This is a genomic window from Shewanella decolorationis S12 (genome assembly GCF_000485795.1).
GTDB lineage: Bacteria > Pseudomonadota > Gammaproteobacteria > Enterobacterales > Shewanellaceae > Shewanella > Shewanella decolorationis.
The window spans coordinates 113,306-125,392 of record NZ_AXZL01000072.1; the positions used below are offsets into that span (position 1 = coordinate 113,306).

Annotated in this window: 18 protein-coding genes; 5 read left to right on the forward strand and 13 right to left on the reverse strand. The window is 45.1% G+C overall.

All coding sequences use genetic code 11. From position 1 onward, the window contains the following. Positions 1–31: 31 nt before the first annotated feature. The 9 genes from SHD_RS15600 to radC all read right to left on the reverse strand — a co-directional run bounded on the left by SHD_RS15600 (position 32) and on the right by radC (position 5,042). Positions 32–325, reverse strand: coding sequence for a type II toxin-antitoxin system RelE/ParE family toxin (locus tag SHD_RS15600; RefSeq protein ID WP_023267992.1), 294 nt, complete (start codon positions 323–325; stop codon positions 32–34). Beyond that, positions 313–597, reverse strand: a complete 285-nt coding sequence (locus SHD_RS15605; protein ID WP_011920070.1) for a CopG family ribbon-helix-helix protein — start codon at positions 595–597, stop codon at positions 313–315. The genes SHD_RS15600 and SHD_RS15605 overlap by 13 nt, the downstream gene beginning before the upstream one ends. Before the next feature lie 290 nt (positions 598–887). Next, positions 888–1,610: a lecithin retinol acyltransferase family protein gene (locus SHD_RS15610; protein ID WP_023267993.1), complete on the reverse strand. Its 723-nt coding sequence runs from the start codon at positions 1,608–1,610 to the stop codon at positions 888–890. A gap of 87 nt (positions 1,611–1,697) precedes the next feature. Then, positions 1,698–2,264 (reverse strand): site-specific integrase, encoded by a 567-nt coding sequence (locus tag SHD_RS15615; RefSeq protein ID WP_023267994.1) that lies wholly within the window; start codon positions 2,262–2,264, stop codon positions 1,698–1,700. 108 nt (positions 2,265–2,372) lie between these two features. After that, on the reverse strand, positions 2,373–2,780 hold the full coding sequence (locus SHD_RS15620) for a DUF2787 domain-containing protein (RefSeq protein ID WP_023267995.1): 408 nt from the start codon (positions 2,778–2,780) through the stop codon (positions 2,373–2,375). Between the two features lie 193 nt (positions 2,781–2,973). Next, positions 2,974–3,387 (reverse strand): DUF2787 domain-containing protein, encoded by a 414-nt coding sequence (locus SHD_RS15625; RefSeq protein ID WP_023267996.1) that lies wholly within the window; start codon positions 3,385–3,387, stop codon positions 2,974–2,976. Between the two features lie 244 nt (positions 3,388–3,631). Beyond that, on the reverse strand, positions 3,632–3,988 hold the full coding sequence (locus tag SHD_RS15630) for a type IV toxin-antitoxin system YeeU family antitoxin (RefSeq protein ID WP_023267997.1): 357 nt from the start codon (positions 3,986–3,988) through the stop codon (positions 3,632–3,634). Positions 3,989–4,130: 142 nt separating this feature from the next. Beyond that, positions 4,131–4,493, reverse strand: coding sequence for a hypothetical protein (locus SHD_RS15635; protein ID WP_023267998.1), 363 nt, complete (start codon positions 4,491–4,493; stop codon positions 4,131–4,133). Between the two features lie 42 nt (positions 4,494–4,535). Next, on the reverse strand, positions 4,536–5,042 hold the full coding sequence (gene radC, locus SHD_RS15640) for a RadC family protein (protein WP_023267999.1): 507 nt from the start codon (positions 5,040–5,042) through the stop codon (positions 4,536–4,538). Positions 5,043–5,164: 122 nt separating this feature from the next. Here radC and SHD_RS15645 point away from each other — a divergent pair, with 122 nt between their 5' ends. Further along, positions 5,165–5,386, forward strand: a complete 222-nt coding sequence (locus SHD_RS15645) for a helix-turn-helix transcriptional regulator (RefSeq protein WP_084294899.1) — start codon at positions 5,165–5,167, stop codon at positions 5,384–5,386. A 205-nt stretch (positions 5,387–5,591) separates the two neighbouring features. Here SHD_RS15645 and SHD_RS15650 read toward each other — a convergent pair whose 3' ends face one another. The 4 genes from SHD_RS15650 to SHD_RS15665 all read right to left on the reverse strand — a co-directional run bounded on the left by SHD_RS15650 (position 5,592) and on the right by SHD_RS15665 (position 7,665). After that, positions 5,592–6,272 carry an SIR2 family NAD-dependent protein deacylase gene (locus tag SHD_RS15650; protein WP_039978530.1) on the reverse strand — a complete coding sequence of 227 codons (681 nt, stop codon included), beginning with the start codon at positions 6,270–6,272 and terminating at the stop codon, positions 5,592–5,594. Positions 6,273–6,344: 72 nt separating this feature from the next. After that, positions 6,345–6,944, reverse strand: coding sequence for a metallophosphoesterase family protein (locus SHD_RS15655; protein WP_023268002.1), 600 nt, complete (start codon positions 6,942–6,944; stop codon positions 6,345–6,347). An 8-nt stretch (positions 6,945–6,952) separates the two neighbouring features. Then, on the reverse strand, positions 6,953–7,366 hold the full coding sequence (locus SHD_RS15660; RefSeq protein WP_023268003.1) for a hypothetical protein: 414 nt from the start codon (positions 7,364–7,366) through the stop codon (positions 6,953–6,955). Further along, the gene (locus SHD_RS15665; RefSeq protein ID WP_023268004.1) at positions 7,363–7,665 is read right to left on the reverse strand and encodes a cyclic-phosphate processing receiver domain-containing protein; all 303 of its coding nucleotides are present in this window, start codon (positions 7,663–7,665) and stop codon (positions 7,363–7,365) included. The genes SHD_RS15660 and SHD_RS15665 overlap by 4 nt, the downstream gene beginning before the upstream one ends. 484 nt (positions 7,666–8,149) lie before the next feature. On the opposite strand from SHD_RS15665, the gene SHD_RS21860 reads away from it, so the two are divergent. From SHD_RS21860 to SHD_RS15685, 4 genes are all read left to right on the forward strand, one after another. Next, the gene (locus tag SHD_RS21860; protein ID WP_152526559.1) at positions 8,150–8,581 is read left to right on the forward strand and encodes a hypothetical protein; all 432 of its coding nucleotides are present in this window, start codon (positions 8,150–8,152) and stop codon (positions 8,579–8,581) included. 613 nt (positions 8,582–9,194) lie between these two features. Continuing rightward, a complete protein-coding gene (locus tag SHD_RS15675) occupies positions 9,195–10,151 on the forward strand; it encodes a hypothetical protein (protein ID WP_023268007.1) in 957 nt (318 codons plus the stop codon). Positions 10,152–10,177: 26 nt separating this feature from the next. Then, positions 10,178–11,206, forward strand: a complete 1,029-nt coding sequence (locus SHD_RS15680) for a helix-turn-helix transcriptional regulator (RefSeq protein WP_023268008.1) — start codon at positions 10,178–10,180, stop codon at positions 11,204–11,206. Positions 11,207–11,241: 35 nt separating this feature from the next. Continuing rightward, a complete protein-coding gene (locus SHD_RS15685; protein ID WP_023268009.1) occupies positions 11,242–11,982 on the forward strand; it encodes a hypothetical protein in 741 nt (246 codons plus the stop codon). Positions 11,983–12,087: the final 105 nt, after the last annotated feature.

Here is a 12,087-nt window from a genome sequence, read left to right on the forward strand (position 1 = left end):
ATCCATACGAAGACCTCTTTGCAGATGTATCTCAATAGCCGGCTTCTTTTTGGTGGCGGATACACAACACTGTCAATCGTTCGCCGCCATCATACTGGTAGATTGCCAGATAGCCCGTGTCACCAAAGTCAATCAGCAGTTCTCGAAAGCTAAAGTCATTGTCATCGATAGGCCGGCCAATGTCTGGATAGCTTTCCAGTTTTCTAATGGTATTGATTATGGCGCTGGCAGCGCGTTGTGCGGCGGGGGGATTTTTACTGCGAAGAAACTCACGTAAGCGCTCTAAATCACGTAATGCAGTGGCGGTGAAGATTATTTGTGGCATGTAGGGGCAGCCTTTTCATTTTCACTTCCCCAGGACTCTAACCAACTCACCACTTCGTCACCAGTCACATGCAAGCCTGATGTCTGGTGTTCTTCCCATGCACGTAACGCCTCTTGCTGCAGTGCCTCGCGTTTCTCTTCTCTCTCAACGTACTCACGGATCGCTTCACGCATCATCCAGTGTGATGAACGTTTACGAGTTTCGGCTAAATGCTCGACTCTAGCTTTAATATCGGCATCTAATTTAACCGACACGGGTTTGATTGTGCTCATCTGTTACTCCATAGGTAATGCTTAGTACTACTAGGTAATACCTTAGCATAACGTGGTACAAAAAAATAATGATTACACGTTTACTCGTCTGCTCAAGCAACGGCATAAGCTCAAGGACGATAGAAGATAGTTTGTATCACTTAACAGGTCATAAATATTATGCCGGTATCACGCGAATCTTCGACGTAATCGCAAGAGAGTTGAAAACGATAGCGGCGAGTTGTGCCGCTTCGTTTATAGGGTTTGGGCAATAGGTGACTTACTACTTTCTCAATACTGTATGTGAAGCATCATGACCTTAACCAATGCCATGCATCGGCTATCAGCTCAGCACCGGATTTTACACCATTGATGCCAACTTCAGCTGTCGTCAACACGGTGTTTAAGCCGGTTTCTATACTGCCAGTGACGAGTTTGATCCCCGCATCAGTTATTTCTCCTTGGCGTAAGCAAGTATAAGTTTCACCTAGAGTGTCGGTGGTGCCTTTTAGTAGGCATTCAGCAGGTTTAGCGACAAGATCCCCTGGTGTCCCTAGTAGTGTGTTGACGTTGTCGGGTAGCCCTAGGTATTCACCGGTCATTTTGATGGCGGTAGAGGCTAACACGACGTTTGCGACAGTCCCCATGGCCAACTTTGACGCGGAACTTCCCAGTAAGCCTGCTCTGGCAGAGTCTTGCAGCGCAATGTGAGTGAGATTACTGACTTGGTTAGAGGTACTGCTTCCTGCTAAGCATTCATTGACGAAGTGCTCGCAATTGTTGGTGGCAACGTCGTATGGACTGTGACCCAGCTGACTGCGCGCTTGCTCAATAGCTTGATGGGGAAACAGGCTGGACTTTTTCACTCTGATCTTATGGCCACCAGCAAATTGCTGCAGATCGATTTCTTCGATGATGCCCTGTTTAGATAAGTGAATCACATTGCCATGGCCAACATACAGGCCATGGTGTTCGGTTAAGCCAAGCGGATCGATATTGGTGACCAGGTGATCACCGGGATGAAATCTATACATGGTATGTACTCCAAGAAAGCAACGCAGATACTCCTAGGTTGCATCTGCTAATGGGTTGAATCGGGTGAAATGGGCGTGCTGATGGATTCAGATTTCCAGCTCGACAAAGTCCTTATCGATTTGCTGCTGAGTAATGCCGATATAACGCAGGGTGACCGCTTCTGACTGATGCCGCAGCATACGCATCACCCGGCCAATGTCTTTGCAGGCTTGGTACAGGTGATAGCCGCGGGTTTTGCGCATTGAGTGGGTGCCCAGGGCTAACTTGATATCGTCACCGACAAAGGCAAACGCTTTGGCGACGGCGCGCCGTGTCAGTGGTTTCGCGGGGGCCTGTCGGTCTTTGGCTTGGCTCGAGCGGTGGGATTGGAACAGGTAGATATGCTCGGGGTGACTCTGGTGGATCGCCTCAATCAACGCCAGCGTCTTCGGGTTGAGTTTGATGCTGGCGCGTTTACCGGTCTTCTGCTCAATGATATTTAAGCGATCGCCGTCGATATCGCTGAACTTGATGGCCAGTAAGTCAGAGATACGGAGTGCCAGGTTTAGGCCGATATTCCAGACATCGGCCATCTGCTGACCAAAGTGACGTTCGAGCAGGTAACTGATAAGCTTGATGGTGTCGCGGTTCTTGACTGCTTCGACTTCGTTCATGCTTGGTTCCCTCAATTGGCTATGTGATAAATGTGGGCACCAGCACATCGCAAACCCGCATGGGGCCTGCGTTGCTTGGTTCCCAAAATACCTTTGTGGGCACCAAGTTCAGTCGGCGCTGATCTGAACCTGGTACACCTCCATCTCGACGTAGTTGCAAAAGTTCTCCAGCAGCAGCCGTACTAGGCTGTCGGCATGCTCGAGGTAGCAGCGGCCAAAGAAGCTGTTGTAGACCTGCTTCTCCTGAAACAGCACTTCCATTTCTTTCTCAAGCTCAGGGAAGGGCCCAGCGCAGTAGGCAAAGTCAGTGAAGTAATTGAGATACCAGCAATCACCTTGGCGGTAGAGGTTGATCTCCACTGGGTGATAACCACCGCTCTCATAGCTGTAGTCGGGATCGCGGTAGTTAAAGGTGATGATGTTGAGGTCGGGGTTATTGAGTGCGGCCAGTTGTCGTTCTAATAATTTATAAAAGCGCTCTGGCAGTAGCAGGATGGTTTCGCGATGTATTTTCATGGTGGACTCCAAAACAAAAAGCCCGCGAATGATAGGCGTTGCGGGCGAGGTTGGTTGTTGTTAACGGCAGGTGCTTGACTAATGACTTAGGGCAACAAGGGCGCGGGTGTGATGCGCTTGGCCCGTTGATGGCGATAGAACTGAAACCGGTAGATAGGATTAGGATGCTCGCGTGAAATGACGGTGAGGCTAGTTAATCCAAACTCACTTCCACTTGATAGGCTTCCATCTGGTAGTAACTGACAAAGTTATCGCTGAACAACTTAATCAGCCCCTGTGATTCCTGTTCCCCAATCCAGCCGCTAAACAGGCTATAGACCTGCTTGCTGTTAAAGCAGATATCGATATCTTTAACCAGTTCAGGGAAGGGATGACCGCGAAAAGCAAAGTCGGTGACGTAGACTAAACGCCAGTGATCTTGCTGTTTCTCAAGCCGGACTTCGACGGGATGAAAGCCACCCGCTTCGGCGCTGTAATCTGGGTCTCGAAAATTAAGGGTGATGGCGTTGGCGTCTTTTGGTGTGACTTCAGCCAGTTCCTTTTCAATCACTTGGTAAAAACGATCGGGCATCGCTGGCAGTTGGTTACGCTTGATGGTTAATGTCATGGGATATTCCTTGTTTGATTTACATGCATACGCAAGAGCCAAGGCGCAGTAACGCCTTGGCTCTTGCTGTCTATGCGGTTGGGTTAATAAAACAGTTGTTGGTCGAGCGGTTTAACGTGAGTCGCTAAGGGCTACTTGATAGAGCTCTAAAGCTAGGGTTTAGGAAAAGGTGCTTACGGTTAGGGGATTGGTACAGGCTTACGAGCTCGAACAAGTTATCGAGTGAGGGCGAAGTTGCTGGTGGTCAGTGGCTTAGCTTTGGTTTAGCTTCGGTTTGATAAATCGCAATATACAAATAGCCGTGGCTACCTAAGGTATCAGCCTCACAGGTAAAGCCAGCGTGTTCAATGCTCACGCAGTGCTGCTCAGTGGCATCAATCTCGCCAGTGGCCACCAGCCGCTCAAGCTGTTTAACCATAGCCGGAAAGGCCTCGACAAATTGTTGTTTAATTGCTGGTGGAAATTCACCGACAAAGCTTGCGCGGTCATGGAGATAATCCAAATGCAGGCCGCGTAAAATCAGCCTCGCACCAAAGCGAGGAGACATTTTACTGGGTAGGCCCCAGGTGTGCTCAATATCGAAAAGTTTTAGGGTTGTCATAGTGACCTCAATGGTTGAAGGATGAAACTAAGAGAAGTGGCTTGCTTGTAAGCGGACTAGCGAGAGCGGTGATAAATACCTAAGCGAGTACAAACGGCGAATACAGCTGGCTAGTCGGCTGGATATAGGCCAGTAATCGTTTTTAGGTATGCACACTCCAATTGGGCTGTTCATTACTGCCATGGTTAAAGTACACACCGTTGATCACCCTTTGCCATTCACCTGTTGGCACACCATAACTGTCACAGGGGCAAACATAGCGGCAAAAGGCAATCTCCTTGGGTAAGTGCTCAACCACATCACGGTGAAACACAAATAATACGGTTTTATGTAGCTCGCGGTGTGGTGCAACGACTGGCTTGCCAATCACTTGGCCCATGGCATTAAGCGGCCGCACAAACATCGGCAAAATCAGCTCAACCGTTAAGCGGTTACGCAGTTCAGGAAACGCGGCGCAGGCTTCGGCGACACAGGCCTGTGAAAAGCTATCGGTAAATTCAATCATGATGGACTCCTTGGGAGGGATGAAAGCGGGTTGAATGCGCGGCTAAAGTAAGCCGCGCTCAGCAAAGGACACTGGCGTGCGGCCAACCACGATATGGTCAAGCACGCGCACATCGATAAGCGCCAGCGCATCGGTTAACCGTTGAGTGATGTGCTTATCTGCCGTTGAAGGTTCAGACTCGCCGGATGGATGGTTATGGGCAAAAATGACCGCAGCCGCATTAACGGCCAACACAGCCTTAACCACTTCTCTTGGATAAACACTGGCAGCATCTAAAGTGCCAAAGAACAACTCTTTAAACTCGAGTAATTGATGCTGGTTATCGAGCAGCATCACCGCAAATACCTCCCGCTCATAACCGCCCAGTTTGTAAGTTAAGAAATCCTTAGTGGCTTGAGGGTTGGTATAGGCGTCTTTCTTTACATAGCGCTCGGCAATGATATTTGCGGCAGAGGCTAGGATCGCTTCGGCAGTCTGCGGCCACTGGTTGATCGGTTGGTTTAGCAATGGGGGCTTTACGGATTGGGAGGACATCGCTTTTGTTGACATATCAGGCTCCTTGAAAGCGTTAGTGGGCTTATGCACTGGAGTGATATATATCTGAAAATATTTGGAAAAGTTAAAAATTACTGGCACAGCTAATGGAATTAAACCATTACCAAGAGTTCAGCATGACACCAAACATAAAGCTAATTCGAATAAAAGACGTGATTGAAACTACAGGCTTAGCCCGTTCAACCATTTACAAGTATGTCGATAAAGGTATTTTCCCCAAAGCAGTGACATTGGGCCGTAGATCTATTGCATGGGTTGAAAGTGAAGTGCAGGAGTGGATATTAGAAAGGATCGCGCTGAGGGATGGAGCGGCCTCGAATCGTTCCCGATCTTGTTAGATCTGCTGTAAAAGTAGCATTAATTTTCACTCAAAATTTTATCTTTTGAATTGATATTGACGACAACATTTGACGTTAAAGCTAGCATCATATTGCTCAGGATGTTGCTTTAGTTGCAGCATCATTTGGCATATAGGGTAAACGCTATGATGAGTCAGTATGTGTAGTGGTCAACTAAAGTAGGTGCGGAGCGAGTTTGTCGCCATTAATGTTGATTAAGCCAACGTTTTACTATCAGAGGCACTGCAATAATTGCATCTAAGGGAATGAACTCAAAACCATAAGGTCGTTTGTTGACATGTTTAGAGACCAGAATTTTTTCTGCTCTGCCGCGTGCATATTTTGGAAGATTACATACAGGTTTTACGGTAAGGGAAGTGCCAACAATCAAAACCTTAGATGCTGTTTGGAATAGTTTTTTTACTTCATAAAGATTAGGAACCTGCTCCCCATATAATACGACGTGAGGCCTTTCATTATTCTCGAGTGAATAAAGCCTATCGCCGATGCTAAATGAAATATCACTCTCTAAATGTCGTGCCTCAAATAAACTTCCGTGAACGTGATAAACCTGAGTTGAGCCTGCTCGCTCGTGAAGATTATCCACATTACTGGTTACAACACTAACCCGGTATTTTTTTTCAAGTTCTGCAATGGCAATGTGTGCTGGATTAGGGTGTGCTGACAACACTTCCTGTTTGCGGAAATTATAGAAATCGATAACTTTTTCTGGGTACGCTTTTAAGGCGTGAGCAGAAGAAACCTCTTCAACCCGATACTTCAACCACAGTCCATTATCATCAGTAAATGTCGCTAGCTGATCCGCTGATATTCCTGCTCCAGTAAAAACGACAATATGGTTTGGATCAATCTCGGGTTTATTCAAAATAACCTCTCCTAAGATGTCATGATTTTTAATGGAACAATTTTGTGCGTACTTCAAAGCATTGAGGCGCGCTTAAATACGGATCCAATGATGATTAGGGACTTCACTCTTACTGTTGGCTCCAGGATTTGAAATGCTGCACCCGCGAAATTTGCAGGCGCACTTCTCTGGTTGATGAACGTGACCTGTCAGTAACCATACAAGAGACAAGGTGCCCGATTTAATTGCCGTTGTTAGGTCCCTTGAGCCAAAATCTCGCCCCGATTGCTTCGCGACACTAAGCCCTGAAGGCGGCTCGTGGTGAAGCAGTACATTGCATCGAGAAAATGGTGTGAAGTCAGATGTACCATATGACGCGCTGCCGAATATCACCCCATTGATTGAGGCTATAGCCTGATCTGCGTAGATCCCCTCAATTTCCCTTAACCAGGTTGAATTGAGTTCATCACCTAATTGATCATGATTGCCCGAGCATACAAAAATAGGATGATTGAACTGTTTTAACCAGCATGAGATAACGGCCACTTGCTCATCGATTGGTGTAGGGCAGTTGTATCGACTATCAATGAAGTCACCTGTTAGACAAACAACGTCAGCTTCGGATGCATTGTCGGTAACCCATAGCATTTGAACTTGGTTGAAATGCAGATCGGAAACATGGAGCAGTTTCATTGTCAGTCCTATTGAATAAAAGGCATATCGGTTGGTGTGAGTTGTGGATCATACAAACATATCGAGCCGTCAATGTGGCTATAGACTTCAGCCGTTACTAACACCGAATGGCCTAACTTAATCAGTTCGTTAGCCTTCTGTTGATAATGCATCCAAGCGTCGCGATCTCCCTGAAACGTCAAATAGATTTCAACATCAAAATTCTCAAAACAATTATATGCCTCTGCAATCATCCGCAATTCAAAATCTGCTGCGATCACGGGGATGCCAGTATGAGTCGAGACTGTTCGACCAACGTGAGCTGGCAGGATTTGTTTGAGCCGACAAATTAGCTTCAGACTATGAAAGGCCGAAAGTTGGCCAAGCAGATGAAATGGATCGCCGGACAATAAAAGTAAAGGTGCAACTGTAGGTGCAGTCATTGTGATTTCATTTCAGCTAGGCGGGTGATCTGTTCTACTGCAGCAAGCATTCTTATTCTTGCTGCAGGATTACTCGTATGTACATTAATTTTCGGAGGCTGAAAGCCTGTATCAACAATAGCTTGCTCAATCCAAAGCAGCACATCGTAGCCAGTACCTCTAGCATCATCTCCTAAATCATGGTCTAGGCTAATATCGGTTACCATGCCTTTGGCTAAATAGGAGATAACCTCATCTGGCCATCGAACTTGTAGCCAGCCAGTAGGAGCGAGTCGTTCATCATCCAAAAATATTTTCATTTTAAATAGTTTTCATCGTCCATTCTCATTAATGAATATAGTGTACTCAGCGAAACGACAAGTAATGTCGTTTTTAGTTCTCACTGTTGTGGCGCACGAAGCATATAGCAACGAACGGTTTGTAGTGGGCAATTGAGTTGTATTCTGTACGGCAATATTGCAGGCCCCAGCGAACTTGCCATGGGAAGCTGGGTAATGGTGTTATTCAAAACAGCAGAGTAATCGAGGCACAACGCTGGCTTGAATGATTGACATAAGTCCAAGTGTACCTATCGCTGTACTTATCGCAACATTGCCGAGAGTCGAGACATTGCTCGACGACGCCTTATCATCCGTAATATGCCAAACACGTTTGCCAGATTTGTTGGTAATCGTTTCCGATAATAGAGCTCTCACTAATGAGGAGCTTGGGCGAATCTAAACTTATGCACAAGACATAAATCTTGTCTGTATTCATAACAATCAAGTGACGGGAGTGGCAGGCGTGTGGAATACTGGTTTTAGCTATCTCCAAAGCATTTACTCATCCTGCTATGTAGCAATTATTGATGATGACTTCTGGGAACCTAACCATCCGTTTGAATGCGAACGCATGTCCGCCTCAGGAACTGCTGATGTTGTATTGTCTGGTATTCGTGTATCCCGAAGCGGGGAAGTTGTAGGTGTGAATATACCCGTTAGCATTACTGTCGATGATTTTTTGATCGGAAATCCTGGGTGGCAAGGTTCTAATACCTTCATTCGACTTGATAAAGCACTCGAGGTTGGTGGGTTTATCAATGGCATGGTGAGTTGTAACGATCGGGATTTTGCTATTCGAGTATTGGATACTTCGCCTAACATTACGTTCACTGAAAAGGCTACGGTAACATGGAATATTTGTCATCGTCCTGATGCTCTCTCTGCTCCCCGTTAGCAATCCGATTGTTGATGGGCATTTCACACTCACTTGGCATAGGGCTTTGCAGCAGAATGAGAGGTGTACACAACAACTTCGCTCCGTTCGAGGGGGAAACCCTGCGACGTTTTATGTGCACCCATTAAATGATGATAAACATCATTTAACTAGCGGTATTATCAGAGAACTTATCTCTCAAGGGATTTACCCAGAGATTCAAGCTGAACAGTTCGATCTGCAGCCGAGTGATGAATGGAAATATCCACAGCGTTCAGAAAGTATCATTTTCCTGATGAAAGGAAGAATGACTCCTCATTGGAAGTTGGATCGCTGTTTAACATCTTTACGCACCAAACAGATCAGAGTTTCGGAATGATAGTGCTGTAGATCTGTTGCACGGGTAGAAGGTGAAGTACGAGAATGGATATTAGAACAGATAGCGCAGAGGGATGGAGCGGCCTCGAATCGTTCCTGATCTTGTTAGATCTGCTGTAAAAGTAGCATTAATTTTCACTCTAAATTTTATCTTTTGAATTGATATTGACGACACCATTTGACGTTAAAGCTAGCATCATATTGCTCAGGATGTTGCTTTAGTTGCAGCATCATTTGGCATTTAGGGGTAAACGCTATGATGAGTCAGTATTGGGATGAGCTGTTCAATTACGTTTTTAATGATTTTGTTAAGGGGTGGGATGGTTTGGAGTTAACCTCTCATAATCCGATAATTTTTATCCAAGAAAGTGATGATTTTTCGGCTATTTATGACTGGAGATCGCAAGAGTTTGAAAACGAGTACTTTGACAGTCTTCTGTTAATGCGTCTGTTTGTAATCTCGTGGTCAAAACCCTTACAGGGCTTAGCGGCATGGTTGAAAAAAGACATAATCTATTCGGCCTCATGCTTCAAATTTTCCCAGCCGTTACTACAGCGACTGTACACTTTATTTTTGGAAGATAATATCTCGCTAAAGCGTCATATACAGAATGGTAGCTTTGCTGGAAATGATGCCAACCCAGCAGCATTGCTAACTGCCGCTGAAACAGTGTTGGATCAATACCTCCATCGATGTGAAAGGCTTAACCGCCGTTTTCGAGGTGACAAGCGTCGTTGGCAGGATGCAGATTGGTTCTCTTCTGCAGCACTAGAAAATGATCTGGCACAAGGCAAAGCTGGGTTCAGAACTAAAAGAGACCGAAAGTTTGATTGTTACTTTGCAGAATTATTTATGGCGGCGACAGTGCTAAATGAGTACTACCCCAAAAGTCCTCTTCTTCGAGCTTTGGCAACAGTGCCATTATGTTTTCCGGCATCATATGACTACTTTGAGCCCTATTTTCAACGTTATGTGCAAGAGTTATACCTGCGTAATGCTGACCCTTGGTTTCTATTCGAACTGATGCGTCATATTATGCCCGAAGCGTTTTTATTTCTCTGTAGTAGAACTCTCTTCAGCATGTGTGAGGGAGAAGCTTTAGTGCGTTATTTTGACGAGTTGTATCCGAGTGATGGCTTGATAGGTTGTTCACATACTAAAGCTGAATACTTGCAATGTTTTGGGAAATTGGCTTTGATAACGCCATTATAAGAAAATTTGGACACAGAGAACGATAGATGACAAACAAGGATGGTTTAAAGTGCCCAAGTAAAACGGTGAATACAGTCCATCGTCAATGGATGATCTTGAAATATCTCTCAAGGTCTGCTGAGCGTAAGACAACCGAAGAGCTTCGCTATTATTTGACGTCTGAAGAGGTAAACCAGACGCAGCGGACAATTCAACGTGATCTTGCATTTTTGGCAGATATTTTCCCACTGCAATGCGAAAGAGACGGTCATCAAGTGCACTGGTATTGGCAACGTGATAGTCGTACTGAGCTGATGGCTGGGCTCTCATTTTCAGACAGTATCTCACTGCTGCTGGTGCAAAGCTCGTTGACGTCGTTGCTACCTAAGTTGTTATTTAAGGGACTAGAGTCGCAATTTACGCTAGCAGCAAGTACGCTGTCGAAGTCAAAAACATTGGCTAATTGGTCGCAAAAATTTGCCAGTATTGAGCCAGACCTTTCCAGCTCGCCGCCCGCTATTGATGAACAAGTGTTGGAACGAGTACAAAATGCAGTGTTACGCGAACAGCAGCTTGAAGTGAGTTATCAACCCATTCACCAGTCTGAGCCTAAATCTTATCAACTAGCTCCTTTAGCATTAGTGCTGCGAGGCCAAGTGCTGTATCTACTGGCAACAGTTGGGAAGCATACAGATGTACGTCGGTTTGCCATGCATCGTATGCTGGCTGCTGAGCTTTATGGCGAAGCGAATCCAAAACGAGATTTTAACCTGCAAGCCTATCTCGATACTGGTGGCATGCAATTCACCAGTGAAGGTTCTGCGGGTTTAATAACCTTTAAAGCAAAAGTGAAGGTGCAGCAAGCTGACCACCTTGAAGAACAACCGTTAAGCGAAGATATGCAGCTTAGCAAAATCGATGATGAATGGTGTTTGTTAATCGCCACCGTTATTGATAGCTGGCAACTTCGCTGGTGGATTATGTCCCATTCAGCCAATATTGAGGTGCTAGCTCCTTTAGGTCTTAGCCAAAAAATAAAACAGGATTTAGCTGTTGCTTTGGGAAATTATCATTAGTAGCGATATAGTTCACTTAAAAAGGAAACAAAAATATGAGTGCAAAGGATGTGGCTTTATTAGTGGCGGAATCACCATGGTATACCCCTAATGTAAATCAGGGGGCAGCAAGTTCATTGCCGTTTTTTGAAGGGGTGAAAAAACTTAACAATGACAGTGCTACTGATCGTCGCTTTAATATCTATCATTGTAATTTTTACGATAACAATTCATTTGATAGTGCAATAGAACATCTTGCTAAGGCGAGCGAGGAACGACAAATTCTCTATGTTGGTGCTCACGGCTCCCAGGAGTTTATTGCTGACGCGGAAATTGAACATATTGCTGATGTTGTTGCTGATGCCGGTGGCAGAATTAAAGGTTTGATAGTGAGCTCTTGTTTTGTTGGAAGTAATGACAAAGTAGCTAAGGCATCTGAATTAGGATTTAAGCCTAACACATTTAAAGAGGTTCGCGGACCTAACTGGATTTTGGCTTACAAGTATTCTGTTGATTGGTTATCTTCTGTCATGCTTGAAACTTCAGTAATACATCATTTCTCAATGGCTTATATGGAGGGGACTATCAACTCAAAAGCACAAATTTTAGACGTATTTAATAACGCTTTAGCTTTATTTAACCCAAATGCTAATTTTGGTTGGGATTCTGATAAGCACGATGTAACGCTTACTGAATGTATTCGTGTTTGGGTTCGTCCACAAGGTGCTGAATTTGCGAAAGATGTCACCGAAGAATTGGCGTTATTTACTGAGTATGATGAAGATTACGATGAGTAGGAATTTACCCTATTACTTTATAGTATCCGTGATTTTTTGAAGTCTCAATCTCGATTTCACGCATAAAAGATTAAGCGGAATAAAGCATTAGAATAACATTGGCAC

Excerpts from the sequence above, each read along its gene's own strand:
- SHD_RS15665 (WP_023268004.1), bottom strand. The coding sequence starts at position 7,665 with ATGAAAATATTTTTGGATGATGAACGACTCGCTCCTACTGGCTGGCTA.
- SHD_RS15620 (WP_023267995.1), bottom strand. The coding sequence starts at position 2,780 with ATGAAAATACATCGCGAAACCATCCTGCTACTGCCAGAGCGCTTTTAT.
- SHD_RS15630 (WP_023267997.1), bottom strand. The coding sequence starts at position 3,988 with ATGACAACCCTAAAACTTTTCGATATTGAGCACACCTGGGGCCTACCC.
- SHD_RS15605 (WP_011920070.1), bottom strand. The coding sequence starts at position 597 with ATGAGCACAATCAAACCCGTGTCGGTTAAATTAGATGCCGATATTAAA.
- radC (WP_023267999.1), bottom strand. The coding sequence starts at position 5,042 with ATGTCAACAAAAGCGATGTCCTCCCAATCCGTAAAGCCCCCATTGCTA.
- SHD_RS15600 (WP_023267992.1), bottom strand. The coding sequence starts at position 325 with ATGCCACAAATAATCTTCACCGCCACTGCATTACGTGATTTAGAGCGC.
- SHD_RS15615 (WP_023267994.1), bottom strand. The coding sequence starts at position 2,264 with ATGAACGAAGTCGAAGCAGTCAAGAACCGCGACACCATCAAGCTTATC.
- SHD_RS15655 (WP_023268002.1), bottom strand. The coding sequence starts at position 6,944 with ATGAAACTGCTCCATGTTTCCGATCTGCATTTCAACCAAGTTCAAATG.
- SHD_RS15635 (WP_023267998.1), bottom strand. The coding sequence starts at position 4,493 with ATGATTGAATTTACCGATAGCTTTTCACAGGCCTGTGTCGCCGAAGCC.
- SHD_RS15660 (WP_023268003.1), bottom strand. The coding sequence starts at position 7,366 with ATGACTGCACCTACAGTTGCACCTTTACTTTTATTGTCCGGCGATCCA.
- SHD_RS15680 (WP_023268008.1), top strand. The coding sequence starts at position 10,178 with ATGACAAACAAGGATGGTTTAAAGTGCCCAAGTAAAACGGTGAATACA.
- SHD_RS15625 (WP_023267996.1), bottom strand. The coding sequence starts at position 3,387 with ATGACATTAACCATCAAGCGTAACCAACTGCCAGCGATGCCCGATCGT.
- SHD_RS15685 (WP_023268009.1), top strand. The coding sequence starts at position 11,242 with ATGAGTGCAAAGGATGTGGCTTTATTAGTGGCGGAATCACCATGGTAT.
- SHD_RS15610 (WP_023267993.1), bottom strand. The coding sequence starts at position 1,610 with ATGTATAGATTTCATCCCGGTGATCACCTGGTCACCAATATCGATCCG.
- SHD_RS15675 (WP_023268007.1), top strand. The coding sequence starts at position 9,195 with ATGATGAGTCAGTATTGGGATGAGCTGTTCAATTACGTTTTTAATGAT.
- SHD_RS15645 (WP_084294899.1), top strand. The coding sequence starts at position 5,165 with ATGACACCAAACATAAAGCTAATTCGAATAAAAGACGTGATTGAAACT.